The following is a 23,952-nucleotide window of genomic DNA, read 5'->3' as shown; positions in this document are numbered from 1 at the left end:
GATCCCGCCGCGCCCGCCGGAGGCCCCCGTGCCAGCCTGGCCCGGCCTGCTGAGTACGGCCCCGCCGATCCCCACGGTGCTGTTCGTCTGCGTGCACAGCGCCGCACCCGCCCAGATCGCCGCCGCTCTGCTCAGCTACCACTCCGGGGGCCGGGGTCCCCGCCCGCGCCGCCAGCCCCACCATCCCCGACGCCTTCCCCCAGGCACCTGTGCTGGACGAGCTCGGACTGGACCTGGCCGCGCACCCCACGGAACCGCTGGTCCGCGCCATGGCCCACCCGCCCGACCTCGCCGTCACCCTGCACGCCGACGACACCTGCCTCATCGACCCGGCGGGCACACACACATGGCCTGGCAGACCGGCGACCTGACCGGCGCCCCCCGAACAGGCCCGCCGCATCCGCGACGACATCGACATCAACGTGCAACTCCTGCTGGCCAAACTGCTGCTGGACAGCCTCTAAACCACCCCACCAAGATCATTCTCGGCGATAACGGCTGTCCTGACCCCGGACGGCCGACTGGACGAGCGCGCGTTGACGCTTGCCGGACCCAGCGGGCGCCGTCCGCCTCAACCGCAGCATCCCCAGTCCGGCACATCCGGCACAGGTGACCCCCCAGCCTCTTCCCCGAGCGGCCGACCCCCTCCACGCCCTGAACCTGTGGCGACCAGGACCCAGGCCGACACGCCTGGTGTCTCCCGGTTTTTCCGGACCCAAGTGTTGAGAGACTGCGGGCTTGGTGAGACTGAAGGCGGGCGAGGGCGCCCCGGAGGGCGCCCTCAACCACAACTCAGTTTCTTGCCTTGCTGATCAGCGTGCGATGAATACGGGGTTGGAGTAGAACCACAGATCGGCCCAGGGGGCGGCGCCGTGCGGGTCCGGCTTCGGCTCCAGTTCATCGGTGTTCGTACCCCGCAGCGGACGTTACATGGGGCCGTCGATGTCGCGCACGACGTGCCGTACGACGATGAAGCCGTCGTCGTGCCGCCAGTCGCGCGGGCCGTATCGTCCGGCGACGCGGGTGCTGGGGTTGGTGTCGGCGGTTCGGTCGCCTGCGGGTCCGGTGATGTTGCCGGTGATGACGTCGATGCGCCGTACGTGAGGGCGGTTTCCCGACGAATTGGGTCGGCGTGGTTCGCGGACGCGGATCTCGATCTCCACGTGGCGGTCGCGGCCGGTAAGAGCCGGAGCGTTTCTCCAACCGTGACGGCGGGGCCGTGGGCGCGCCAGTGCGGGCTGCCGGTGGTGCGCCGGGCCGAAACGGGTTCGCGCCGCCCCCAGGAAGGTGGCGGCAGCTCGTCTTCGTCGGCGGGGTCGGCACCCCAGCCGACCATGGCGGGACCAGACATAGAGGAGCATTCTGGCAGTCCTGCGCCCCCATCACCCCCCGAACGAGACGATCGATACAGCCCTTACTTGATTCATCATGGACTGGATTCAGCCAAGGCTTTACCCTTGAGGTGTGGAAATCACGACAAATCACGATCCGGCCGTGGTGATGCCCCCGGCCACCACGGCGGCAGACGCAGCGCCGGACAGGGGGCCGGATCCAGCGGTGGACGCGGCGGTGGCGGTGGACGCCGACGCGCTGGAGCGGGTCGGGGTGGCGCTGGCCGACGGAACCCGCCGCAGACTGTTGCTGGCGCTGCTGGAGGGCCCGGCGTTTCCCGCCGAGCTGGCCGACCGGCTGGAGCTGACCCGCGGCAACGTGTCCAACCACCTGGCCTGCCTGCGCGGCTGCGGGCTGGTGAGTGCCGCCCCCGTGGGGCGCCGGGTCCGCTACCAGATGGCCGACCCGCGGCTGGCTCACGCCCTGGCCGACCTGGCGTCCCTGGTGCTGGTGATCACCCACCCCGACGCCACCGTGTGCGCCGACCAGGACGACTGCTGCCCGCCCGCCGAACCCACCACCGCCCAGATCAGTACCGCTGAAACCCCCACCGCTCAGGCTGGTAGCGGGACGAGGCGTTCGGGAGCGCGACCGTGAACCCCGGTGTGAGCACAGCAACGATCACCCTTGGGCCCTCGCCCCGGCGCCGTGCCCTGCTGACCCGGCGGGTGCGCTGGCTGGTGGGCGCGACCATCACCTACAACGTGATCGAGGCGATCGTCGCGATCACCGCCGGGACGCTGGCGTCCTCCGGCGCGCTGGTGGCCTTCGGCCTCGACTCGATCATCGAGGTCGCCTCCGCGGCCGCGGTCGCCTGGCAGTTCTCCGCCCGCGACCCCGAGACGGTCGAACGCCGGGAACACACCGCGCTGCGGATCATCGCGGTCTCCTTCTTCGCGCTGGCCGCCTACGTCACCGCCGACTCGGCGCGGGCCCTGCTCGGCGGCGGTGAGGCCGAGCACTCTACCCCCGGGCTAGTGCTGGCCGCCCTGTCGTTGGCGATCATGCCGGTGCTGTCGCACGCCCAGCGCCGGGCCGGACGCGAACTGGGGTCGGCCAGCGCGGTGGCCGACTCCAAACAGACGCTGCTGTGCACCTACCTGTCGGCGGTACTGCTGGTGGGCCTGGCCCTCAACAGCCTGCTCGGGTGGGCCTGGGCCGACCCGATCGCCGCCCTCGTCATCGCCGCCATCGCCGTCAAGGAAGGCCGCGAAGCCTGGCGCGGGGACGCCTGCTGCGCCGTGCCCGCCGCCGGGACCGCCGCATCCGCCCGCACCACCGCGCCTGGCCCATCCGATTGCACCGATGGCTGCTGCGGCCACCAGACCGGCCCGGAGGAGCGATGATCGGCCGGAAGATGCCCGTGGCGGTGCGGGCCGCCTACACCCGTAAGATGAACGCCGCCCGCGCCGTTGCGGCCGCCCGGATGCGAGGCCGCCGCAACGCCCTGCACGGCTTCGCCCCCAGGTCGGCTCCGACTGGCTGCGCACCCTGGCCCCGCACCACTACTACGTCGGCGGCGAGCCCTTGAAGAACGGCCTTCAACTCACTGCCAGGCCTCGCCATATCGGGCCTGGCCGAACGACTGAGCGTCAACTCCGGCAGAGCTTCGGGGGCGATCGCTCTCGACGGGCAGTCTGATCACACGTCTCCCGCTCGCAGCGGCCGACGCGAGCACCACCGCGTTCGCGAGGCGCGTGGGCCACCCTGATGTCGGGACAGAACGGCATGGTCCAGGGCCCATCGCGGCAGACCAGCCGACTCCTCAGTCGCCGCAGAACTCTCGAAACCGGCAGTCGGTCAAGGGATTGACCGGGAGGTGAACCACTTTCCGGCGGAGGCCGCGATCAGGCCCAGCGTGATCAGCGTTGCGGCGCGGGCCGTGTCGCCGGCGCCGGTGAGGGTCAGGTCGCCGGACTTGTTCACATCGAAGGAGGTCACGAAGGTCCAGGCGACGGCGCCCAGTGCGGCTCCCACGATGGGCGGCGCCAGCAGCGCCCGCCCGGCCACGGACGTCGCGACCACGGCGAACGCGACCTGCCAGCCGGCCTCCTTCAGCACCACCGCGAGGACGAACGTGCACGCCGTGCCGCCGGCCAGCGGCCAGACGGCCGATTCAAGGCGCTGCATCATGACCCTCCTAGGCACATCTCGCGCTTCTCAATCCAGTCAAACTCTGAATTAATACTCGCGGCCGATATTGACGGCTTCTTAGCGCCTTTCACACGGAAAATTAACGGGCGTGGCTCCCATGGCGCACATTCGATTCAGGCATGGGGATGCGCACATATTTCCGATTGCCGTTAAGAGGGGGCGGTTGGCCTGGCGGTCGCCTCCCTGGTTCAGCCGATGGCATCGGGTTCTGCCGCTGGAGGCCGGAATCGGGTAGACCCCGCACAGTGCCGCGAACGCCGCTTCGGAGTGGAGCCGGTCGGGGTCGTCGCCGCAGGTGGACAGCAGCTGGGCTGTCTCGGCGCCGACGCCGCTGAGTGCGAGCAGGTCAGGCCGGGCCTTCTTCACCAGCGCGCCGAGTTGGGCGTCGGCCTGACGAATTTCGGTGGCGAGAGCTCGGTGGCGGTTGGCGAGGTGGCGCAGTGCGGCTTCGGCGCCCTGGGTCGGGTCGGCCAGGTCGCTGCCGGGCCGTAGCCGGGCACAGGCCTCGGCGAGCTTGGCGCCTTTGTGTGCGGCGAGCTGTTCGCGGAGCGGGGTGGGGGCCGTGACCAGCAGGAATTGCAGTTCATTGGCCTCACCGCCAAGACCTCGGACGGCGCGGGCGTCTTCGCCTACCCGATCATCTTCCTGCCGTTCATCAGCTCGGCATTCGTGCCCGCCCACACCATGCCCGCCCCGGTGCGCGCCTTCGCCGACGACCAACCCGTGACATCCATCGTCTACGCGATCCGCGACCTGTTCGCACAACAGCCAGTCCACACCGACATCTGGACCGCACTCGCGTGGTGCCTCGGCATCCTCATCGCCGCGTACGCCCTTGCCATGGCCAGCTACCACCGCAATATCACCTAGGTACAGTCTCCTTATACCGATCAGTCAGCAATTTCGGTGGCACGGTGCCACCACCTCGCCGCCGAGGAGGCCGGATGCCGGCAGATCCGCCCAGCTCACCCGCGCTGCGCGCGTCCGACGCGGACCGCGACCGGGTCATCGAACTGCTGCACGCCGCCCTCGCCGACGGCCGGCTCGACCCGGTCGAATTCGACGAGCGGCTGGACACGGCGCTGGCCGCCCGCACCATCGACGCGCTGACGCCGCTCACCACCGATCTGATCGCGGTGCCAGGCGCACTCACGCTGCCGTTCGCTGGGACGCCGGCCGAGCCGGCCGCCGAACTGCTCACCATCAAGGAGAAGCACGGCTCGGTGCGCCGAGACGGCCGATGGACGCTGCCGCACCGGCTGGCGCTGCGCACCGCGTGGTGCGACGTGATGCTGGACCTGACCAGCGCGGTGCGCAGCGCACCCGAGCTGGTCATCGAGCTGCGGGTGAGCGGCGGCAACGTGGAGTTGGTCCTCGCGCCGGGCATGGTGGTGGACGCCAACGAGCTGTCGGTGCGGCACAGCAGCCTGGAGATCAGCAGGGACGCGGGCGACAACACGCCGGAGACGCTTCACGTCCGCCTGGTAGGCCGATTGCGGCACGGCCGGCTCAACACCCGCTGGCAGGCGCCGCAGGGCCCGGACACCGCGGTATCCGGGCCTTGACATCTCGTCCGGATCAATACTGACCGCACAGGATCAGAGCGGTCACCAGAACCCCGAATCAGCTCCGTAGACCCCGGCTGACATGGGTGAACGTCCACACGTCTACCTCATGACAGCTCGATTACCGACACGGTCGGCTTCGTCTCATGCCGTGGCCGTCGGGACGGCCGCCTATCCGTGATCTGAACTTGTCTTGTCGGTGCCGTCCGGGGTCGTTTCGGTTTTGGTGTAGAGGATCTCGCGGGCCTGTTCCGCGGCGCGGATGAGGCTCTCGGTGACGAAGTCCATGTAGCGGGCGATGTTCTCCAGGCGGGCCCCGGCCGGGGTGCCGGGGCCGAGGACGCCGACGCCCTGCCGTGCGGTCTCGACGAGTTGGTCGTTGTCGCGGGCGCTGCGGATCATCGACTGATACCAGAGGTCGTCGTCGACGAGGTAGCGCTCGCGGCGGCGTTCGTCGCGTTCCCGGCGGATGAGGTCCAGGTTCTCGAGGTAGGTGATCGCTTTGGAGACGGTCGCCGGGCTGACCTGGAGGCGCTGGACGAGTTCGGCGGCGGTGAGGCTGCCGGAGTCGGTGGTGTAGAGGCAGCCCAGCACCCGGGCCATCATCTTGGGCAGGCCCGATGTCATGAAGACGGTGGTGAGGGCTTCCTGGAAGTCGCGCACGGCCTCGGCGTCGCGTCCGTAGGGCTGGGGGCGGGCCTGCGTCCCACAGGGCGTGGCCTGCGTACGCCGGTGGGTGCGTTGCTGGGTGGCGCGGTGGGCCAGGTCGGCGCGGTAGCCGGTGGCGCCGCCGTTCCGTGTCACCTCACGCGTGATCGTGGAGGTGGGGCGGTCGAGGCGTCTGGCGATCTCGGCGTAGGCCAGGCCGTCGGCCAGCCCCAGCGCGATCTGCTGGCGTTCCTGCTGGGTGAGCCTGCCTCCCGGCATCACGACCCCCTTCATGCCCCACGGGTGCTCCATGGCGCTGCTCGGTGTTCCCTGACGCCTCCACTTTAGCGTTCATCTTCAATACATTGCAACGACACGACCGCCTATCGTTGCATTAAACGAGAGGCCATTGCAATGATTATCACGCCTTGACCTGGACAAACACTGTTTTCAAGCAACGAACTTGTTGTGTAGATCTGGAAAGCAACGTAGCGTTTCCGGCGTTGGAAATAGCGAGCCGCAAGCGCAAGGGAGAGCACGATGCACAAGTTCGACACCCCCGCACCGATCGCCGCCGTCCTGGACATCCCGGCCGGGCGCGTGCAGTTCCTCGCCGCCGACCGGGCCGACACCACGGTCGAGGTCCTGCCCGCCAACGCCTCCAAGGGCCGCGACGTGAAGGCGGCCGAGCAGACCACGGTCGACTACGCCGACGGAGTCCTGCGGATCCAGACCCCGGCCAAGAACCAGCACCTCGGCCCCTCAGGATCCATCGAGGTGACGGTCAAGCTACCCGCCGGCTCCCGGATCGAGGCCAAGGCGGCCAGCGCCGAGTTCCGGGCCGTCGGCCGCCTCGGCGACGTCGCCTTCGAAGGCGCCTACCACCAGATCAAGGTGGACGAGGCCGCCGGCCTCCGCCTCACCGCCACCGACGGCGACATCGAAGTCGGCCGCCTGGGCGGCCCCGCCGAGATCAGCACCCAAAGGGGCGACATCCGCATCGCCGAGGCCGTGCGCGGCACGGTCGTGCTCCGCACCCAGTCCGGCGACATCTCGGTCCACGCCGCCGCCGGCGTCTCGGCCTCCATGGACGCCGGCACCGCCCACGGCCGCATCAGCAACGCCCTCAAGAACGACGGCACCGCCGAACTCGACATCCACGCCACCACCGCCCACGGCGACATCACCGCCCGCAGCCTCTGACCCGCACTCTCTGAGGAGCCCCCACCATGACCCCCCTGGCCATAGCGGCGACCGGGCTGCGCAAGTCCTACCGCGACAAAACCGGCGACAAGGTCGTCCTGGACGGCATCGACCTCGCCGTCCCCGAAGGAACGATCTTCTCCCTGCTCGGCCCCAACGGCGCCGGCAAGACCACCACCGTCCAGATCCTGTCCACGCTGATCCGCGCCGACGCCGGCCAGGTCCAGGTCGCGGGATACGACCTGGACCGCCAGGCCGACGATGTGCGCGGCGCGATCGGGGTCACCGGCCAGTACTCGGCGATCGACAAGCTGCTGACCGGCGTGGAGAACCTGCTGCTCATGGCCGACCTGAAGCACTTGCCGAAGCGCGAGGGCAAGCAGAAGGCCAAGGAGCTGCTTGAGCAGTTCGATCTGGTCGAGGCGGCCAACAAGCCCGCCGCCACCTACTCCGGCGGCATGCAGCGCCGGCTCGACCTGGCGATGACCCTGGTCGGCGACCCCCGCCTGATCTTCCTGGACGAGCCCACCACCGGCCTCGACCCGCGCAGCCGCCGCACCATGTGGCAGATCGTGCGTGAACTCGTCGCGAGCGGCGTCACCATCTTCCTCACCACCCAGTACCTGGAGGAAGCCGACCAACTCGCCGACCGCATCGCCCTCGTCGACCACGGACGGCTGATCGCCGAAGGCACCGCCGAAGAACTCAAGCGGCGCATCCCCGGCGGCCACGTCAAGCTCACCTTCGCCGACACGCACCCACTCGACGCCGCTCACCGGCTCCTCGGCACCGGGACCGCCGACCCCGAGGCGCTCACCCTGCAGGTGCCCAGCGACGGCAGCGTCCGCGCGATCCGCGAACTGCTCGTCCTCCTGGACGAACGCTCGATCGACATCGACGACATGAGCGTCCACACCCCCGACCTCGACGACGTCTTCCTCACCCTCACCGGCCAGCAGAAGGAGGCCACCCGATGAGCACCCTCACCCTCGCCGCGCGCGACTCCTCCACCATGGTCCGGCGCCAGCTCAAGCGCCTGCTCCGCTACCCGTCCATGACCGTGCAACTGGTCGCCACGCCCGTCATCATCCTGCTGCTGTTCGTCTACGTCCTCGGCGGCACCCTCGGCGGCGGGCTGGGCGGCGGCCGCGACGCCTACGTCAACTACGTCGTCCCCGGCATCCTGCTCATGGCGGCCGCCACGGCCGCGACCGGAACCGCCGTCATGGTCGCCACCGACATGACCGAAGGCATCATCGCCCGCTTCCGCACCATGCGGATCTCCCGGGCCTCGGTCCTCACCGGCCACGTCGTCGGCAGCGTCATCCAGCAGCTCCTCGGCATGGCCGTCCTCATCGGCATCGCCCTGGCGATCGGCTTCCGCCCCAACGCCACCGCCGCCGAATGGCTGGCCGCCACCGGATTGCTCACCCTGTTCGCCGTGGCCATCACCTGGCTGTCGGTCGCCCTCGGTCTGAAGTCCCCGAACCCCGAAGCCGCCAGCAACGCCCCGATGCCCCTGATCCTGCTGCCCTTCCTCGGCAGCGGCTTCGTCCCCACCGACTCCATGCCCACCGCCCTCCGCTGGTTCGCCGAATACCAGCCCTTCACCCCGATCATGGAAACCGTCCGCGGCCTCCTCCTCGGCACCCCGATCGGCAACGGCGCCGCCATCGCCACCGCCTGGTGCGCAGGCATCGCCGCCGCCTCCTACCTCTGGGCCAAGAACACCTTCAACAAGGCCTGACCATGAGCCGGCCGAACAGGGGCCGTCAGACCAACAGGTCTGACGGCCCTGAACCTTTTCGCATACCGCACCCGCAAAGCGCTTCGACAGCTTCAGTGTCCAGAGAAATTTGATCGTTTCCCGACACACGCCGCCTTCGCGATAAAGCGTTTCGCGCCCTGAATGCGGCGGCGGCCCCGTGTCCGCATGGGCGGCCACCAACAGTGGTCAGCTTTGGGGAGCCCGAGGTCAACCCACGTGAACGACCGGGCGGCGTTCTGGATTCGGCTCGGCTTTCCGGAGGATTTCCCTGGTCATCGGGGGGACGTCACCGCCGCCGAAGATCAGGTAGCGATGGCGTTGGACACGCTCGGGCTTCCGACCTCCAGGATGCGGTAGCCGTGCAATGCCTCGCCCTTGACGTGCAGGTCGGTCTCGAACTCGGAGGCGTCGGTGACCGTGACCTCGAGGAACATCACACCCTCGCTGCTGCGCAGCCGGTGCTTTTCCCAGACCTCGCTTGCCTTCTCAAGATACTCTCGTTGGTCACGCGAGTCCGGAACAGACCAGGAGCTTGCCGCGCCAGCCGGGCAGCAGCCTCTCCAGCATCGACAGCGATCCGAGCCCGTGCGGGCTCTGCCCCGCTACCGACCGGTAGACCGGCAGTGCCCCGAACAGGGTCAGCGCCACCAGTAGCAGTGTCGCCACCGGACTGAGCGCTCCGGCGGCCAGAGCCGCGATGCAGGGCTGGTAGCCGAGGGTGGAGAAGTAGTCGACACCGGTGAGGCACATCACCTGCCACCACCCGTGATGCGGCCCGGATGCCTTCGTGCCGCCGGCGCGGTGCAATCCGTGCAGCAGCCAGCGCCGCGCGGGTGAACCACCAGGTGGCCGTGTCGGCTCGTTCACCGGCACCACTTTCGTCTACCCGTCGGGACTCGCGGCCATGCCGGTGAGGAGGCGTTGACGGTCCGTTGGATGAGCTCAGGAATGTCAGAGATGAGGCCTTGTCCGGGCAGGTCGTCGGAACCGTGTCGATCGCGGGTCGCGCCGACGATGGGCTTGGTCATAGGCGAGGAACACTTCCCGCAGGGCGGGTCGACCGGCGGCACTTGACGAGGTGATCCGCGATGGCGAGCGGGCGCTGAAGCCTTGCGGGGTCGTACCAGGCCTGGCGACGGTCGCGGTGATCGGTCTCGTCCTGGAGATCCGTCCCCACTTCGCCGAGTACGGGCCATGCCCCCGCCGCGCTTCGCCGGGGTCACGGTTCGAAGCGGTGGTCCATACCCGGTTCGGTGATCAGATGTTGCGGGCGCGCGGGTTCCCGCTCCAGCTCGCGGCGCAGCGAGGCCATGTAGACGCGCAGGTAGTTGGTCTCCTTGACGTGGTTGGGTCCCCAGACCTGGGCCAGCAGGCGCCGCTGGGTCACCAGCGTGACCGGGTTGCGCAGCAGGATCTCCAAAAGTTCCCATTCGATCGGGGTCAGGTGGACCGCCACCTCGCCCGGGCCGCTCACGGTCTTGCGAACCAGGTCGACGGCGTAGTCGCCCACCTGCACGATCGGGGAGACCTGGTCCGCGGGCACCCTGCGGGTGATGGCGCGGACGCGGGCCAGGAGTTCGTCGACGCCGAACGGCTTGGGCGGCTTCGGCGTCGCCTACCGGCCGGGTGACCCCGAACCGGATCTCGAAATGGCGGCCGTCCGGCTGCGCCGGACGGTCCAGGCGGCCTGTGCCGCGCCTCGGCTCCCTGTTCCCCGCCTGACGGTCGAGCCGGGCCGGGCGATCGTGGCGCACGCCGGCATCACCGTCTACCGGGTGGTCAGCGTCAAGCACGGCCCGGCAGGCCGGTTGCTGGTCGCGGTCAACGGCGGAATGAGAGACAACCCCAGGCCCAGCCTGTACGGGGCGCGCTACGCCGCCCGCCTGATCGGCCGCCGCGGCGCCGGGGGCGAGCGCACCGCGACCGTCGTGGGCCGGCACTGCGAGGCCGGGGACGTGGTCGCCCCTGACGTGCGGCTACCCGCCGACGTGCGCCCCGTAGGCGCCCGTGCCGTGCACGGGCGCCTACCACCACTCCATGGCCTCCAACCGCAACATGGTCCGCCGTCCGCCGGTGGTCGCCGTACGGGACGGCCGCGCCCGCCTCATCATCCGCCGCGAGACCATCGAAGACCTCATGGCCCGCGACGTCGGCTGACCTGAACGCCCCGAGCCTCGTACCGGACCGCCGTCCACCCGATCGAGGAGGCCTAGTTGTCTGAAGACCACCGGGCGGGGCATCCGCTTGTCGCCGTGCGCGTCTACTGCCGTGCGGGGATGGTACGGCGGTGCGCGGCCAGGGTGAGGAGCGGGCCGACTGCCAGGAGTGCGGCGAGGGCGGCGAATCCGTAGGTCAGTGTGGATGCCGTGGCGACGGCGGCGACCAGGAGGGGACCTCCGGCGTCGCCGAGTTCGCGGCCGAGTTCGGCTGATCCCATGGTCTGGCCAAGCCGTTCGGGCTGGGTGGCGGCGGCGAGGGCGGCGAAGCCGAGCGGGGTGATCAGGCCGGTTCCGGCACCGATCAGGACCGCACCCGTGAGGACGCCGGTCAGGCCGGGGAGCATGGCGCAGCCGAGACCCGCGGCGGTGATGGTGAGTCCGGTCGCGAGTCCCGTGCGGGTGGTGATGCGCCCGGCGTCCAGGGCCCGCCCCGCGTAGGGCTGGACGAGTGCGGCGGTGGCGGCGAGGACGGAGACGGCCGCGCCGGTGGCCACGGTGCCGAGTCCGGCGGCGGCGCCGGAGACGGGCAGGAAGCCGACGCCGACCGACAGTGCGGCGGTCGCGCCCGCCAGGGCCGCGGTGGGGGCGAGGAAGGTGCGGGAGGTGAGGCGACGGGCCAGGTCGAGCACGGTCTGACGGGACTTGGGCAGTGGGGCCAAGGCGGGGACGGCGAGCGTGGCCCAGGCGGCGACGGCCGCTGCGAGGACGGCCATGACGGTGAACAGCAGGCGCAGTCCGCCGGCCCAGACCAGGACGCCGCCAAGGAGGGGGCCGAGGGTGTAGCCGATGGACTTGTAGAAGCCGTAACTCCCGAAGGCCCGGCCGTGCTTGGCGGCTGGGTTGAGCCGGGCGACCAGTGCGGAGGCCGAGGGGGAGAAGGCGGAAGCGGCCGCGCCCTGGCCCAGGCGTGCAGCCCACAGCCAGCCGGGGCTATCCGCGATCGCATACAGCGCGGAGGCGGCGGCGAAGGCGATGAGCCCGCCGAGCAGGACGGGCCTGGCGCCGATCTTGTCGGCGAGGGCGCCGAAGACGGGCTTGAGGACGACCTCAGCGCCGTCGTACAGGGCGAGCAGGCCGCCCAGGACCAGCAAGGACGTGACCGCGTCGGCGGAGAAGCCACCGAGGTTGGCGGCGATACCGTGCGCGCCGAAGGCAGTGGTGAAACCGGCCGCGTACAGCGGCCACATCGCCCGCCCCTGCCCGACGCCGGCAGCGTTGTGGGCGGTCATGCGTCCTCCCCCTCAGCATGGTGCAGGGCGGTGAAGACGCGTTCGGCGTAGTCCTCGCACACCGCCGCGCACTGCTTGAGCCGCTCGGCGGCCTCGGCGGCCTGCGGTGCGCCGAACACATCACGGGCCGTCAGGTCCCGGTGCCAGCGCCGCAGGCGCTCCAGGCTCTGCTCCTCTTCCTCCAGCTCGGCCAGGGTGAACTTGCCGATCCGGATCTCCTTGGCGATCTCCTCATCGAACTTGCCGCAGTCGGCGAGGAACTCCGTCCAGTCCTCCGAGCGAGCGGCGGTGAACATCGCCTCGAAGCGGGCCGCGTCCTCGGCGGAGCGCCCGGACGCGTGCAGCGCCACTGCCTGGCCCTCGGCCCGCTCGGTCAGCTCGACCGCCCGGCGCACGCCGTCGGCGAAGACCGGCACGTCCGGCACTGCCCAGGTGCCCTGGCCCAGCGAGAGCGCGCCGACTTTGCGCAGTTCACGCCAGACCGCCACCCGGTGCCGCGATGGGGCGGCGGGCAGCCTGATGACGAGGACGAGCCACCGTATCCGTGCGCCGTTGTTCGTCACACTGGAAAATGTAGCAGGCGTTACATTGATTATGGTTTCCTGAATTCAGGATGCTCTGTACGTTGAGGTGTGCTGACTCTCGCTACCGAGGTCGAGGTGCTGGCGCGGTTCGGCCGCGCGCTCGCCGACCCGATCCGCTGCCGCGTCCTGCTCGCCCTGCGCGAAGCCACCGCCTACCCGTCCGATCTCGCCGACGCGCTCGGCATCTCCCGCACCCGGCTGTCCAACCACCTCGCTTGCCTGCGCGACTGCGGCCTGGTCACCGCTGTGCCCGACGGCCGCCGCACCCGCTACGAGCTGGCCGACGAACGCCTCGGCCACGCGCTGGACGACCTGCGCACCGCCGTGGTGGCCGTCGAGACCGACCGCACCTGCGTCGACGCCGACGAGAAGGGCTGCTGCTGACGACAGCCCGGCGAGACCCGCCCATGCGCCCATGCCACCCCAGCCGTGCACCGGCCCCCGAGTAAGAGTGGGCCCGTCCGGATCGGTTCCCATCGACCTGCCGCCGCGCCCACGGGACCCTGCCAACAAGCCATGCGCCCACTGCCTGTCCGCCTCAAAGGCCTGGTGAGCGCAAGAGCGGCAGGCACGACCACGTCCAGGAACTCCAAGGCGGGCGCGCCCAGCGGCAGAGGCCCGCTCGTCGCCGAAATGCTGCGTCCCTGCACGGGCTGGTTGGGCTAACCCGCGGCATATGGTTCTCCCGCTTGGTGAGGGTCGCTTCCCGGGCCGTTCGCACGATGCGGTTGCAGAGTGTGTCCCGGCGGCCCATCGGCGCGGGTGGTGGGCGGGGCCATCCGGAAGCGCAGCCGGCAGACCACGGCCTCGGTGTCGCGGCGCAGTGCGTGGGCCAGCACGCCGCCGCGCTGGTTCTGCAGGATCCGCTGCCAGACGCGCTCGGGTTCCACCTCGGGGATCAACACGAAGACGTGCTGCTCACGCACGCCGCGCACGTACCGCACGATCGGTTCGACCAACCGCCGCCGTTCGTCGTTGATGAGGACCAGTTCCACCTCGGGGGCCCAGGCCTCCCACTCGCGGACGAAACGCCGGTCGTGACTCGGTCGCCCAGGCTGAGCGCGGCCGCCAGGGCCTCCCGCGTCAGCCGGCTGACCGCGCCGACCGGGACCACCACCAGCGCGCGCCGCGGCCGCGGCGCCTGCGGGACCCGGTTCAGCTCAAGCCGTTGCGCGATCCCGGCGTAGCACCCATTCCATCAGCGCCACCATGGCGGGGAGGGCCACCAGGATCAGCCAGCCACCCTCGGTGAACTTGCTTGATCCCCCAGTAGTTGACCCCGGTGACCAGCGCGAGCGCGGCCGGGCAGATCCACACCGTGTAGGGCAGCAGTTCGGGAACGCCGAGGTCAGGGCGGCCGTGCCGGCGGCCACCGAGACCGCCACGTTGGGCACATAGTCGATGATCAGCGACGCGCCCGCGACCAGTGAACTGCGGCCGCCCAGGTATCTGCGCGACACGCCGTAGGCTCCCGAATCCCGCTGGCACGGGCCAGCGCGAAACGGCCCGGGGTCGATGCCAGCGTCCTTGAGAATCTTCCACACCGTCGACGGCGCCACCCGATAGCCGAGGCCGCCCAGTTCGCAGCAGATTCCGCCATACGGCAGGCGTGCCGGACCAGCGGAGCCGGTGGGCCACGTCGTGCACGGGCTGGACGACAAGCATCGTGAACAGGCGCTGGATCTCGTTACAGGTGAGCGGGATCAGCCCGTCCGGGGCGGGATGGCGGGTGTGTTCGTCGGCGCGGACGACGGCGAGGAAGGCGTGGGCGAGCATGGCCAGGGGCACCGGGGCGGGCGAGAAGCAGCGGTAGTAGGCGAGTTCACCGGTGGTGCGGTTGCGGCGGACTTCGGCTGAGCAAGCGACCGCCAGCACGTAGCCGCCCCTGCGCTCTTCCAGTGCGGACCGCAGTTTCGGGTTGCCGCCGTAGACCCGTTGCCTGCGACCCAGTCCAGGCGGTGCCCGGCGTCGAGGAACCGGCCGATCATGCGGGCGGCCATTTTCCGGCTTGGGCGCGAAGACGGTGTCCTCGCCCAGGCCCGCGGCCCGGCGGCGGTCCGGGTCGCACGTCCACACCCGGCGCCGGGGCTCAACCCGCGCGAACCGGCCCGCTATCCGGCCCATCAGGACCTCGAACGCCTCCTGCCAGCGGGCAGGATCTACGCTGTGCCCCGCGGCCACCACAAGATCTTCAGTCTTCACACATCGACGATCAGCGGTGGCCGTACCCGTCAATCAGCCGACCTGTATTGAGCGTCCAATTGGTTGTGGCCGCGCTCCACGTCGAACGTCGTAGTCATCACGGAAGCGCGGCCGCAACCCTTCACCTGGCCGTTCCGAGCACCAAGGAGGCCATACCCTTTGACTTGTGCATATGCGCCTCTGAGGTACTCGGGGACGATCGTCCGCTGTATGTCCGACGTGCTGCCTCGCGCGTCGTGCTATCGAGTTCGCATCCGCCATACGCTTCATGCGTGAGCGATGAGTTCGGGCGGCGGATCGGGTCTGCCCTGGCATGACTCGAATCATCGCGGACATCTCGGTCTCTCTCGACGGCTTCGTCACCGGGCCCGACCCCAGCCCGGACAACGGTCTGGGCACCGGCGGCGAGGCCCTGCACACCTGGGCGTTCTCCGACGACCCCGACGACCGCCGGGTCCTGCGCGAGGCGACCGCCCGCTCGGGCGCCGTCGTCCTCGGCCGCCACCTCTTCGACGTTGTCGACGGGACGAAAGGCTGGGACGACACGTCCGGCTACGGCGCCGGCGAGGTCGGCAAGCCCGCCTTCGTCGTCGTGACGAGTTCGCCGCCAGAGTCGGTGCGGACAACCGACCTCGACTGGACGTTCGTCACCACCGGTCTGCCCGACGCCGTCACCGCCGCGCGCGAGCGAGCCGAGGCGGCGTCGTCGGACAGCGGCAAGGACCTCGACGTCATCCTCATGGGCGGCGGCGCCACGATCGGCTCGGCGCTCGACGCCGGGCTGGTCGACGCGCTGACGCTGCACCTCGCGCCCATCGTGCTGGGTGCCGGGACACCACTGTTCACCGGCGGAGCGCCGCGCACGCTGGTGCAGCGGAGCGTGATCTCGACATCGACCGCGGCGCACCTGACCTACGACGTCTTCCGGTGATCCGATGACCACTGTCAACGCCAATGAGATCACCTTGGGCATCGAGTCGTTCGGTGACGACGACGCGCCACTCGTCCTGCTCGCGGGCGGGACGACGATGCTCTCCTGGCCCGACGCGCTTTGCGAGCGCCTCGCCGCCGGCGGGCGCCGTGCGGTGCGCTACGACCTGCGCGATAGCGGGGAGTCGACGACGACGGATCCGGAGGCGCCCGCCTACACCCTGCGCGGCCTCGCCGCCGACGCGGCGGCCCTTGTCGGCGCGCTCGGCGGGGGGCCCGCGCACCTCGCGGGGATCGGCGTCGGCGGGATGGTCGCCCAGGTGGCCGTGCTCGACCATCCGGGCGCGTTCTCGGCGCTCACCCTGGTCGGCACCCGCGCGGTCGCCCCTGGCCCGCCCGACGATGACCTCCCCGACCATGACCAGGCGACGATGAGCCGGCTGTTCGCGCGTCCGATGCCCGATTGGACCGACCGCGAGGCGGTTGCGGAGTTCGCCGCCGCCGGCGCGGAGATCCTCGGCGACGACCCCGTCGCCGCGCGCGCAATCGCTGCGCGCATCTGGGACCGCACGCCCGGCACCGCACCCCCGGTCCAGATGGCCAACCAGATGGGCATGGTGTTCTCCAGGCTCGACTGCAAACCCCGCTGGCGCGAGCGCCTGCCCGAGATCGAGGTCCCCACGCTCGTCGTCCACGGCCGCCGCGACCGGTTCTTCCCCGTCGGCAACGGCGAGGCGATCGCGCGCGAGATCCCCGGGGCACGGCTGCTCGTCCTCAAGGAGGCCGCCACTGCGATCCCCGATGCGGCGGTCGGCGAGATCACCGAGGCGATGCTCACGCTCGGATAGCGGACGGCGGGCGCCGCGCGGGTCTGGCCTCCACCGCAGCAGTGCACGTCGGAGGCTCGATCCGGCCGCGCGCCCGCGATCGGCACGATTCCAACCCGAGGTTGTCCAGGATGCTTCTCTCGATCCATGTCCCGTAAACCCACGGCTTCTGCCGTCAGCGCTCCACGTCGAACGTCGTAGTCATCACGGAAGCGCGGCCACAACCAACTGGAGCACTCCCGGCCACACGACCCCACCAGCAAGATCACGATCTACGGCTGGAGTACTAACCGGGGATGACCATCTCACGGCAGAGCCTTGACCTCCCGCGCTGTTGATGTCAGAGGGGCTCGACAGAATCGGCGCGATGGCGGGGAGAGACCCCGTGCGGCGCCCTTCCGGTCCCGCCGAGACCATATGCCAACGGGGAGGCCGGATCAGGGCGCACAGGCTCGGTCGCGTCCTGTCCGAACCGCTAGGCGGTGCACGGTATGGACCGCTGCGGCATCTACCACGGCGACGGTGGCGCCCCGGCGACCCCCTCGCCCACAACAATGGTGCAAGCCCCTGCACTTCATCCAGCTATGAGCCACAGCCAACGATCTTGTTCGCCATCTGATCCTGGGCGGGGCGGCCGCGGAGCCAATCGGGGAGCCATCGTGCTCAGACTCGCCGCGGCAATCCCGGATCATCAGTGCAGGTGGGGGGGCTCCCCGCTCGACTCCGATCGACCTAGATCGACTGGCCTTTTGTGGTTGGGGTCAAGGGGGCGTGGGTTCGAATCCCTGCCGTTCCTACAGAGAAAGACCAGTTCAGAGGCCGCTTCTCCGCCTTAGGAGAACCGGCCTCTTGATCGTTGGTAGCCGTGGATTCTCCCGCGCCATCGGCGCGATCAGCGTCTTGATCGAAGCCCCGGTGGACGGTCGGCCCGGCCGGCGCCGGTCGGTGCAGGCCCACTCGCGGGCGATCAGGCAGCCCAGGATCGCGGCCAGGGTGACCGGGAAGATCCTCGCCCAGCAACGGCGGTGAACCAGCCTGGGCAACGCTGCCAGCCAGAACCGGTCAGCGTGATCCCACCCGGCCGGCCACGTGGCCTTCGTGACACAGCACGAGCAACTCGGCGTCCATGGACAGATCCGACCGGACCAGCACCGCGAGCAGACCGAACAGGCATCTGACCAGCCGGTGGACCAGCGACAACACCTCGAGATGATCCCGGCCACAGCTGTGATCTCACAGCGAAACCGCGGTCGCGGAGGACCGCAACTGTGACCTGTCCCAGCGCTACATGACGGCGGTGGGCGTGCGCAAGACCGCCGGCGGCGGGGCGCGGCTGATCAGCGACGGCGCCGCCAGGTCATCGACCCGCGGCCGCACCCGGCCTGGCCTCGGGATCGACACCGGCGGCCCCCGGCGCCGACGGTCCCCGTCATTGCGCCTCTGCCCGAGTGGCTGGCCGACCTCTTCAACAGGTAACTCCGCAACCCGGGGGCCTCACGCACCGCTGCGGCCGGTCACCAGCACCGGATTCCCTTGTCGAAGCAGGGGTCCCACATCCACCGCACGGGTCAAACCCAAGCACGCCACCCCGCATGTCGCCTCAGGGCCGGCCGTCCCCCGCATCCGGGTAACGGTCGCCATACTCCCCCTGCCGGTCTCTCTGGATCTGCTGAAGAAGCTCATCAACGGTCGGGAGCCGAACCGTGTCACGGTGCGCGGGTGGTCCCAACGGATCTGCCATGCCATAGACCGGGGAGTCATGCGACGACTCCATCGGGAGGCCCAATGGATCCAAAGTACTCTCGAGCCCGACCAGCACCCCCGGGCCGTCCAGGCTGAACGGGTCATTGGGGGCGTACGAGCCCCCGCGTGACGCGAAGTAGGCGCCATCCGGACTGGGCAACACCACGCCGCTGAAACTCAGCTCCCGATACGCCACAGCGAACTCCCTGCGCGCATGAGGATGGCCCACCATCGCCGCCCGACTGAACCACGTCGCCGCATCCCAATGGTCGTTCTTCTGTGCATAGTGCAAGCCCACCCGGTACGCTGCCTCGGCGTTCCCACACTCACCAGCGCGCCTGAAGAACACCAGGGCAGCGTGGGGCTGCCGCACCGCCTCATAGTCAGTCCCGATCTCAAAGGCCGCATCGGCAGCAGAGTCCAACGACAACCGGTCGATCGGCGGTATGTCGTACCCGCCAACTCGCGCGAGCTGCAGCCATTCCCCGGCCTCGCGTGGCCGGCGTTCACAGAACAGCAGCACCCCGAGCCGGTAGGCGGCGTCAGCGTCGCCTCGTTCCGCGTGACGCAGCAGCCGCGCACCTGTTCGACCGAACGACTCCAGGTACCGTTGCAGGCGGATGCTGGGCTCCGTCGGCGGCTCTGTGCCCTCCTGCCGTTCGTCGGGAAGTTCTGCGCCGGCAGCAGAAGCCTCGCACGTGGACTCATGTCCCGTTCCTCGGCTGAGGCCGGCCATGGGCTCAGGGTGATCCACCTCCGCATCGACAGATGCGTCCTCGGCAGGGGCCGACCCCAGAGGGACAGGCGTCCTCGGCCGCCCGAGCCGCCTGCCAGCCAGCGTTCCACTCCGCGGTGCTTCCCAGGGTCTCAAGGTCGAGCTTTGTCTCTGCGGCGGCGGCCCGGCACGTCTCCAAGAACCCGAATACCCACGGCCAGCTGGGCAGCTTCGCCCGCTTGGTGCCCGACAGCACATCACTGATCGTCGACCGGGACAGCACGACGGTGATCGCACCTTCGGCGTACAACCGCTGCGAGGTGCGATGCATCGACGGCAGCGACGGGTCACCCGCCTGCCGCCGCAGCCGTCTCATCTCCGAGATGAAAGATCTTTGCGCCGTTCCGCCGGCGCGGTCATCAGGCATGCCTCCGCCTACGAACAGAGTGGTAGCCGATCAGCTGGAAGTGATGCGGGAAATGTTCTCACCCAAACCCGCACAAGAAGACCAGATCACAGATCTTGCCGCATCCGGGAGCGTCCGCCTGACAACCGCTTAAGCGATCCGAACCGAACAGGTCAAGGCAGACCGTCTCCGGAGCATCTCGGAAGGTTCCGGAAGGGCTCGGACGTAACGGGATCCGCCGCGCAGATCCTCTGGCACGGTCCGGCTGAACACCTGACCCGTCCGACGCTTTCCGGGCCCGTCCAGACTGGCTCGCGCAGCTCCGGTCAGCCGCAACGATCGAAGCGTCCCCACTCAACCGACCCGAAGGACGCCAATGTTGATGGCACCCCCACGGCCGCGGGCCAGCCACCACCGCCCCACTCAGCCCGCAGAACGCACCCGCGCATGCACCGACCTGGGCTTGCTCGCACTCACCCTCATCGCGACCTGGTCGGTCCGCACCGGCCGGCACCTGCGCGCCGTGTCAGTCGACGACCTCAGCCCCGACGAACTCATCGAGTTCTGGGCGGACGACCAGCTCGAGCCGCCCTACGCCGCACCGTCCCCCAGGAGGCTGTGGTGATCTCCCTGCGCGCTCTCACGATCCTCACCGTTACCGCGCTCGTGGCCGCAGTCACTGCGGCCCTCGCCCTCGCTGACGGGAATGGCTGGCCTGCGGCGCTCCTCGCCGCCGGAACCGCAGCAGGAGGCACCCTCGGAATCCTCCCCCGACTGATCGACAACCCCGCTCCACGCGCCCCTGACGACCGTGATCAAGGCAAACAGCTGCCTTGATCACGGGCCTTGGAGCGCCGCCCGGTGGACCGGCCTCCAGGATCGAGGGACCAAGGTTTGGCCTACGTGACAGGACGAACGGGGCACTGATCTTGGCCACCGAACGGATGAACGCCTGGCGCTTGCGGCCGGGAAGGCGGAAGCCGAACGTGACGACGACCAGGCGACGATGATCACCAGGATGCCGTCGCGCCTGGTGGTGAACGAGCGAAGCGTGCCGATCGTCCGGGCCACGAGGCCGTTGCCGTTGGCCTCGGCCGTCTCGCCCAGCCAGATCGACCCGTCGGTCGCGGCCGTCGGACTGTTCTGCGACGCCTGGACTGGCTGGGCGGCGCTGGGCCGGGCCGAGTCCAGCTTGCACTTCAGATATCGCCGGGCATGGTCGGCATAACCGGCCACCGTCGACGGCACGCCCGGATGATTCTCCAGCAACACTGCAGCCACTGGGCCGCCGTGAGTGGGTTTCCGGCAGGGCCACGCAGCCGCACCAGCGCCTCCTGGGCGGCCTTGCGGATGGGCAGAGCCGCCCCGACGGACGCGCCGCCGGTGGCCGTCCGGTCCGGTTCCGAGTTCCAGCCGTAGGTACCAACGGCCGTGGCTGCGTCCGGCGCCCAGCCGTGGGCACCGGCTGCCCACCGCACGACCCGTCAACGGGTCCTCGCAGCCACATCGCCGGTACACACCACCGGCACTCCTCGCTCTTCCCATGAGCTCATCGTGTGTGCGACAAAGCGCCGCCGCCCTCTCGAAAGCACCACAGAAAAGGCTGGCTTGAAGTCCGTCATGGAAGCCGGGGCAGCTCACTGGCGCCATTTCCGCCCTACAACGCGCAGCGTCACACATCGGCAGATAGACCGCTGGAAGGCCGAGTCCCGTCGTGGGCGTCAGCGAAGCGTCTGTGTTTCCGCCAGCGGCAGGTGGCCCAGCAGCGGGTTCAGATACCGCCGGACGTGATCGGCATATCCCCCCACCGTCGACGGCGCACCCGGGTGGTTCTCCTGCCACCGCCGCAGCCACCCGGCCACCGTGAGCAGGCTCCCCGCCGGACCATCAACCGCACCAACCCCTGTTCCGCGACCTTACGGGTCGGGAAGCCACCCCGGCGGACACGGCGACGGCGACCGTCCGCCCCAGTCCCCCACTCCAGCCGCAGATACCAGCTTCCGTGGCTGCGCCCCGCTGCCAGCCGCGGGCACCTGCCGCCCAGGGCGCGGCCGGTCCGCGGATCCTCGCAGCCACATTGCCGGTACACCACCGACACCTCTCGCTCTTCTCATCAGCTCATCGTCTGCGCGACCAAACGCCGCCATCTCCAAAGCACCACAGAACCGAGCCGCTGAGACCGTGGGGCTCCGGCCTCTCAGACGGCCGACTTGAAGTTGATCAGACGCGGTTTCCGCGAGAGGCGGCAGCGGGCGACGTTCGTCCGAGCGTCCCGGTGACGCCTTTCCGAACGGCTCTCAGAGCGTCCTGGCGAACCGGGCCGTCCGGCCCAGCCAGTTCAGGATATGCACTGAAAGAGCAAGGCGGCGGACGCATCGCACCGGGACGACTGGACGCTGCGCTGCGCGGGGCAATATCGGCTACGCCATGCCCTGTGGCAGGATCGCCTGATGCTGCAACTCACGGATTTCATCATCGACTGCCCGGACCCGATGAGGCTGGCGGCCTTCTACTCCGAGGTGACAGGCCGCCCGATCAAGGAGGGCAGCGACGACGACTGGGCCGGCATCTCCTTCGGCGAGGTCGAGCTGGCCTTCCAGCGGGTGGACGACTATCGCCCTCCGCGCTGGCCCGACGACGAACACCCCAAGCAGTACCACCTCGACTTCGAAGTGGACGAAATCGAGCCCGAACAACGCCGCGTCGTCAAACTCGGTGCGACACTGCAGAAGGACTTCATCGGTCCCGAGGGCTACGGCTGGCAGGTCTACACCGACCCGGTCGGGCATCCCTTCTGCCTGTGCCGCAACAAAGGGGTTACATGGACCGACCAAGGGGTCGTGTGGCCCTAAAAGCCTGTGCTGAACCCTTTACCGCTCGAATATTGAGTTGTTGGATCTGAGCTGCGGTTATGCGGCGTGGTGATATTCGTTGATCACGCTTCCGACCACAGGTCTTCGCCGGATGGATCGCAAGTCGGCAAGGTCGGTGGTCTCCGGGACCGGCCCGGTGTCGACGTCCGGAGGTCGTTGGTGGCGGGACTGGTGCGGCCAATGAGGTGATCTCACTGGTTTAGCGGAGTCGGCCGTGCTCGAAATGGGTGAGGACAAGCGCGGCTTTGGCGATATCCCGATCTTGCTGGGGCTGGCGGTGATGTGCTGCAGGACGCGCCACCGTTGGGTGAGGAGCGCGAAGCCGCGTTGGCCCTGGCAACGCAGAGCGCGTAGCAGCAGGTCACGTGCCCGGGTGTCGATGTCGGGAGTCTGGCCGCCGGTGAGGGGTTTGCTTGGGGTGAACACCCCGATGCCGGCACCTTCGTAGGCCAGGTCGGCCAGTGTGGGCAGCCCTTCGGCGGCGGCCTTGTAGAGCGCGCCCAAGAGGTGTTTGCGTGCGGCGGTCATGTCGTGGACCGAGCCGGGCTCGACCGTGCTGAGCCATAGCGGGAATCCGCCGGGTGCCGACAATGCCTGGATATTGCCGCCGTGTCGGCGGGCTTTGCCGGAGTACCACAGGTCGACAGGCCGCCCCTTGACGCTCATCGTCTGCTCGGAGCATCGATCGGAGACGATGAGCGTGCCGTCCAGGACCAGGTGGGCTGCGCCCTGGTCCTTGGCCTGCCAGAGCGCCTGGTGCAGGTCGGGTGCCTGAGCGGCCAGCACCTCGATCGCTTCGTCGATGTAGCGGTAGGCGGTGGCTCTGGACACGCCGTGGTCGAGGGCCAGCGCGGCTGGATCGGCACGGTCTCTGAACCAGCGCAGCACCAGTACGGCGTGCCAGAAGCAGGTCAGCGCCCTGCTTGCCTTGGGAGTGCCGCGTCGACGGCGTTCGGCCTGCAGCAGCCGCGCGAGGTACTGGGCAAGTTCGCGTGAGACGTCGAGCGTGGCACGATAAGGGATCACGTGGAGCCTTCCAGGCTGAAGCAGTTCTTGTGGTGAGACCGCTTCTATCTGGGGGCTCCACGCCTATCTGCGCAGGTGTGATCTGTCTGTGTGTCTCCCCGGCTGGCGCCGTTTGTTCCTCACCATGCCTTGCTGTCCGAGTCGAGACCTCTGAGATCACCTCACTGTGCCCGGGACCATCCCCGCGTGCGCGGGGAGCAGACTTGCCGACCTGGCCTCCTACCGGCGAGTAACACCAATTTTAAGTACTTCTACAGGAATGGACATTTAGGACATTGCGATTCGGGGGAGGGGCGGTAGACCGACCATCAACGCTTGGCGCCGCAGCAACGACGGAGGCCTTCACCAATCCAGGCCCGAGGCCTCAAGCAGAACAAGATCGCTCGACAACCGGACTTCATGACAACATCGCACGTGGAAATGATCCCACCTCCTTCCTCCGCCAACCCCTCGGGCTCGCCTACACCT

At 69.3% G+C, this 23,952-nt stretch carries 28 protein-coding genes and 2 pseudogenes; 15 read left to right on the top strand and 15 right to left on the bottom strand.

Features of this window, described 5'->3' with window-relative positions; genetic code table 11:
* Positions 1-209 precede the first annotated feature (209 nt).
* A complete protein-coding gene (locus ABD340_RS29650; protein ID WP_344593372.1) occupies positions 210-371 on the top strand; it encodes a hypothetical protein in 162 nt (53 codons plus the stop codon).
* 555 nt (positions 372-926) lie between these two features.
* Here ABD340_RS29650 and ABD340_RS29645 read toward each other — a convergent pair.
* Positions 927-1,163: a hypothetical protein gene (locus ABD340_RS29645; protein WP_344593371.1), complete on the bottom strand. Its 237-nt coding sequence runs from the start codon at positions 1,161-1,163 to the stop codon at positions 927-929.
* 301 nt (positions 1,164-1,464) lie between these two features.
* Here ABD340_RS29645 and ABD340_RS29640 point away from each other — a divergent pair, with 301 nt between their 5' ends.
* Both ABD340_RS29640 and ABD340_RS29635 read left to right on the top strand, forming a co-directional pair.
* Positions 1,465-1,989, top strand: coding sequence for an ArsR/SmtB family transcription factor (locus tag ABD340_RS29640; protein ID WP_425547465.1), 525 nt, complete (start codon positions 1,465-1,467; stop codon positions 1,987-1,989).
* A gap of 8 nt (positions 1,990-1,997) precedes the next feature.
* On the top strand, positions 1,998-2,738 hold the full coding sequence (locus ABD340_RS29635) for a cation efflux transmembrane domain-containing protein (protein WP_344593369.1): 741 nt from the start codon (positions 1,998-2,000) through the stop codon (positions 2,736-2,738).
* Positions 2,739-3,192: 454 nt separating this feature from the next.
* On the opposite strand, the gene ABD340_RS29630 is transcribed toward ABD340_RS29635, so the two are convergent.
* Positions 3,193-3,525, bottom strand: coding sequence for a hypothetical protein (locus ABD340_RS29630; protein ID WP_344593368.1), 333 nt, complete (start codon positions 3,523-3,525; stop codon positions 3,193-3,195).
* Positions 3,526-3,603: 78 nt separating this feature from the next.
* Entirely contained in the window at positions 3,604-3,912 is a 309-nt protein-coding gene (locus ABD340_RS29625) for a transposase (RefSeq protein WP_425547467.1), read from the bottom strand.
* Between the two features lie 159 nt (positions 3,913-4,071).
* Between ABD340_RS29625 and ABD340_RS29620 the strand changes: the two genes are divergently transcribed.
* Positions 4,072-4,416 carry an ABC transporter permease gene (locus tag ABD340_RS29620; protein ID WP_344593411.1) on the top strand — a complete coding sequence of 115 codons (345 nt, stop codon included), beginning with the start codon at positions 4,072-4,074 and terminating at the stop codon, positions 4,414-4,416.
* Positions 4,417-4,490: 74 nt separating this feature from the next.
* Positions 4,491-5,111: a DUF1707 SHOCT-like domain-containing protein gene (locus ABD340_RS29615; protein WP_344593366.1), complete on the top strand. Its 621-nt coding sequence runs from the start codon at positions 4,491-4,493 to the stop codon at positions 5,109-5,111.
* Between the two features lie 171 nt (positions 5,112-5,282).
* Here the strand turns inward: ABD340_RS29615 and ABD340_RS29610 are convergent, their stop codons facing one another.
* Positions 5,283-6,038 (bottom strand): GbsR/MarR family transcriptional regulator, encoded by a 756-nt coding sequence (locus tag ABD340_RS29610; protein ID WP_344593403.1) that lies wholly within the window; start codon positions 6,036-6,038, stop codon positions 5,283-5,285.
* Between the two features lie 261 nt (positions 6,039-6,299).
* Between ABD340_RS29610 and ABD340_RS29605 the strand changes: the two genes are divergently transcribed.
* From ABD340_RS29605 to ABD340_RS29595, 3 genes are read left to right on the top strand one after another with little or no spacing between them, the layout of a single operon-like run.
* On the top strand, positions 6,300-6,962 hold the full coding sequence (locus ABD340_RS29605; protein WP_344593364.1) for a DUF4097 family beta strand repeat-containing protein: 663 nt from the start codon (positions 6,300-6,302) through the stop codon (positions 6,960-6,962).
* Positions 6,963-6,988: 26 nt separating this feature from the next.
* Entirely contained in the window at positions 6,989-7,939 is a 951-nt protein-coding gene (locus ABD340_RS29600; protein WP_344593363.1) for an ATP-binding cassette domain-containing protein, read from the top strand.
* On the top strand, positions 7,936-8,709 hold the full coding sequence (locus tag ABD340_RS29595) for an ABC transporter permease (protein ID WP_344593361.1): 774 nt from the start codon (positions 7,936-7,938) through the stop codon (positions 8,707-8,709). Before ABD340_RS29600 ends, ABD340_RS29595 begins: the two co-directional genes overlap by 4 nt.
* Positions 8,710-9,032: 323 nt before the next feature.
* Here the strand turns inward: ABD340_RS29595 and ABD340_RS29590 are convergent, their stop codons facing one another.
* The 3 genes from ABD340_RS29590 to ABD340_RS29580 all read right to left on the bottom strand — a co-directional run bounded on the left by ABD340_RS29590 (position 9,033) and on the right by ABD340_RS29580 (position 10,273).
* The gene (locus ABD340_RS29590) at positions 9,033-9,164 is read right to left on the bottom strand and encodes a hypothetical protein (RefSeq protein WP_344593360.1); all 132 of its coding nucleotides are present in this window, start codon (positions 9,162-9,164) and stop codon (positions 9,033-9,035) included.
* 70 nt (positions 9,165-9,234) lie between these two features.
* Positions 9,235-9,597, bottom strand: a complete 363-nt coding sequence (locus ABD340_RS29585; protein WP_344593359.1) for a hypothetical protein — start codon at positions 9,595-9,597, stop codon at positions 9,235-9,237.
* 352 nt (positions 9,598-9,949) lie between these two features.
* Positions 9,950-10,273, bottom strand: coding sequence for a winged helix-turn-helix domain-containing protein (locus tag ABD340_RS29580; protein ID WP_344593357.1), 324 nt, complete (start codon positions 10,271-10,273; stop codon positions 9,950-9,952).
* 10 nt (positions 10,274-10,283) lie between these two features.
* Between ABD340_RS29580 and ABD340_RS29575 the strand changes: the two genes are divergently transcribed.
* A complete protein-coding gene (locus tag ABD340_RS29575; protein WP_344593355.1) occupies positions 10,284-10,892 on the top strand; it encodes a type III PLP-dependent enzyme domain-containing protein in 609 nt (202 codons plus the stop codon).
* 98 nt (positions 10,893-10,990) lie between these two features.
* Here ABD340_RS29575 and ABD340_RS29570 read toward each other — a convergent pair whose 3' ends face one another.
* Positions 10,991-12,178 carry an MFS transporter gene (locus ABD340_RS29570; protein WP_344593353.1) on the bottom strand — a complete coding sequence of 396 codons (1,188 nt, stop codon included), beginning with the start codon at positions 12,176-12,178 and terminating at the stop codon, positions 10,991-10,993.
* Positions 12,175-12,741: a Chromate resistance protein ChrB gene (locus tag ABD340_RS29565; protein ID WP_344593351.1), complete on the bottom strand. Its 567-nt coding sequence runs from the start codon at positions 12,739-12,741 to the stop codon at positions 12,175-12,177. The genes ABD340_RS29570 and ABD340_RS29565 overlap by 4 nt, the downstream gene beginning before the upstream one ends.
* Positions 12,742-12,810: 69 nt before the next feature.
* Here ABD340_RS29565 and ABD340_RS29560 point away from each other — a divergent pair, with 69 nt between their 5' ends.
* On the top strand, positions 12,811-13,146 hold the full coding sequence (locus ABD340_RS29560; RefSeq protein ID WP_344593350.1) for an ArsR/SmtB family transcription factor: 336 nt from the start codon (positions 12,811-12,813) through the stop codon (positions 13,144-13,146).
* 278 nt (positions 13,147-13,424) lie between these two features.
* On the opposite strand, the gene ABD340_RS29555 is transcribed toward ABD340_RS29560, so the two are convergent.
* Together ABD340_RS29555 and ABD340_RS29550 are read right to left on the bottom strand one after the other, a co-directional pair.
* Entirely contained in the window at positions 13,425-13,757 is a 333-nt protein-coding gene (locus ABD340_RS29555; RefSeq protein WP_344593349.1) for a hypothetical protein, read from the bottom strand.
* Positions 13,758-14,376: 619 nt separating this feature from the next.
* Positions 14,377-14,841 (bottom strand): annotated as a pseudogene (locus tag ABD340_RS29550) (transposase); the annotation flags it as partial.
* A gap of 436 nt (positions 14,842-15,277) precedes the next feature.
* On the opposite strand from ABD340_RS29550, the gene ABD340_RS29545 reads away from it, so the two are divergent.
* From ABD340_RS29545 to ABD340_RS29535, 3 genes are all read left to right on the top strand, one after another.
* Positions 15,278-15,895, top strand: coding sequence for a dihydrofolate reductase family protein (locus ABD340_RS29545; protein WP_344593348.1), 618 nt, complete (start codon positions 15,278-15,280; stop codon positions 15,893-15,895).
* A 4-nt stretch (positions 15,896-15,899) separates the two neighbouring features.
* The gene (locus tag ABD340_RS29540) at positions 15,900-16,742 is read left to right on the top strand and encodes an alpha/beta fold hydrolase (protein WP_344593347.1); all 843 of its coding nucleotides are present in this window, start codon (positions 15,900-15,902) and stop codon (positions 16,740-16,742) included.
* 828 nt (positions 16,743-17,570) lie between these two features.
* Positions 17,571-17,750, top strand: a complete 180-nt coding sequence (locus ABD340_RS29535) for a hypothetical protein (protein ID WP_344593345.1) — start codon at positions 17,571-17,573, stop codon at positions 17,748-17,750.
* Between the two features lie 33 nt (positions 17,751-17,783).
* Here ABD340_RS29535 and ABD340_RS29530 read toward each other — a convergent pair whose 3' ends face one another.
* Positions 17,784-17,924, bottom strand: a complete 141-nt coding sequence (locus ABD340_RS29530) for a hypothetical protein (protein WP_344593343.1) — start codon at positions 17,922-17,924, stop codon at positions 17,784-17,786.
* Positions 17,925-18,321: 397 nt separating this feature from the next.
* Positions 18,322-19,200 carry a tetratricopeptide repeat protein gene (locus ABD340_RS29525; RefSeq protein WP_344593342.1) on the bottom strand — a complete coding sequence of 293 codons (879 nt, stop codon included), beginning with the start codon at positions 19,198-19,200 and terminating at the stop codon, positions 18,322-18,324.
* A 767-nt stretch (positions 19,201-19,967) separates the two neighbouring features.
* On the opposite strand from ABD340_RS29525, the gene ABD340_RS29520 reads away from it, so the two are divergent.
* Positions 19,968-20,210 carry a hypothetical protein gene (locus ABD340_RS29520; RefSeq protein WP_344593340.1) on the top strand — a complete coding sequence of 81 codons (243 nt, stop codon included), beginning with the start codon at positions 19,968-19,970 and terminating at the stop codon, positions 20,208-20,210.
* A 212-nt stretch (positions 20,211-20,422) separates the two neighbouring features.
* On the opposite strand, the gene ABD340_RS29515 is transcribed toward ABD340_RS29520, so the two are convergent.
* On the bottom strand, positions 20,423-20,857 hold the full coding sequence (locus tag ABD340_RS29515; RefSeq protein WP_344593339.1) for a hypothetical protein: 435 nt from the start codon (positions 20,855-20,857) through the stop codon (positions 20,423-20,425).
* 1,178 nt (positions 20,858-22,035) lie between these two features.
* On the opposite strand from ABD340_RS29515, the gene ABD340_RS29510 reads away from it, so the two are divergent.
* On the top strand, positions 22,036-22,437 hold the full coding sequence (locus ABD340_RS29510) for a VOC family protein (RefSeq protein WP_344593337.1): 402 nt from the start codon (positions 22,036-22,038) through the stop codon (positions 22,435-22,437).
* 220 nt (positions 22,438-22,657) lie between these two features.
* On the opposite strand, the pseudogene ABD340_RS29505 reads toward ABD340_RS29510, so the two are convergent.
* Positions 22,658-23,484: pseudogene (locus ABD340_RS29505) on the bottom strand (transposase family protein).
* Positions 23,485-23,952 lie beyond the last annotated feature (468 nt).

The organism is Actinomadura vinacea, from assembly GCF_039532545.1.
Lineage (GTDB): Bacteria > Actinomycetota > Actinomycetes > Streptosporangiales > Streptosporangiaceae > Spirillospora > Spirillospora vinacea.
The sequence above is the reverse complement of the archived record's forward strand: the minus strand, read 5'-3'. Positions and strand labels throughout refer to the sequence as shown.